Annotated in this window: 1 protein-coding gene; it reads left to right on the top strand. The window is 79.0% G+C overall.

Features of this window, described 5'->3' with window-relative positions; translation table 11 throughout:
* Positions 1-272: 272 nt before the first annotated feature.
* A partial coding sequence (locus tag ALMP_RS44255) for a DUF6542 domain-containing protein (protein WP_309299600.1) occupies positions 273-528 on the top strand: 256 nt, incomplete at its 3' end.

Below are 528 nucleotides of genomic sequence, written 5' to 3'. Positions count from 1 at the left end.
GGCCGCGCCCCCCGCAGACCGCGGCGCGCCCCCCCCCCCCGCCGCTCCCCCCACAGGCGGGCCGCGGCAGAGGCGGCGGGAGTGGCGGCAGGAACGGTTCGCTGCGCGGTCGTCCTCCAGCGCTCCCGCGGCCGACGGGTGCCACCGCGCCCCGGCCCGCCCGCGCTGCCGCCTCTGCCTCGCGTCCCGCCCGGCCCCGCGCCGCCCTCGGGCGCCGTCTGCCGAACCCCCGCCTCACCGGCCTCGGCTGCGGGCTGCTCAGCGGTGCGCTGATGCTGCTGTTCGGCTGGCTCGACCGCGTGCTGCTCGGCGGCTCGCCCACGGTGTACGGGGTGCTGTTCCTGCCGGTGTGCGTGCTGATCGCCGTCTGGGTGCACCGGGGGAACCTGCTGTCCGCGCCGGTCGTCCTGCCGATCGCCTTCGCCGTGGGCCTGCTGCCGGTGGCCGAGGGCGGCGACGGTTTCGGGTCCCGGGCGATGGCACTGATCACCGCCCTGGCCACCCAGGCCGGCTGGCTGTACGGGGGGA

Origin of the sequence: Streptomyces sp. A012304, from assembly GCF_026008495.1 — a bacterium.
Lineage (GTDB): Bacteria > Actinomycetota > Actinomycetes > Streptomycetales > Streptomycetaceae > Streptomyces.
The sequence above is the reverse complement of the archived record's forward strand: the minus strand, read 5'-3'. Positions and strand labels throughout refer to the sequence as shown.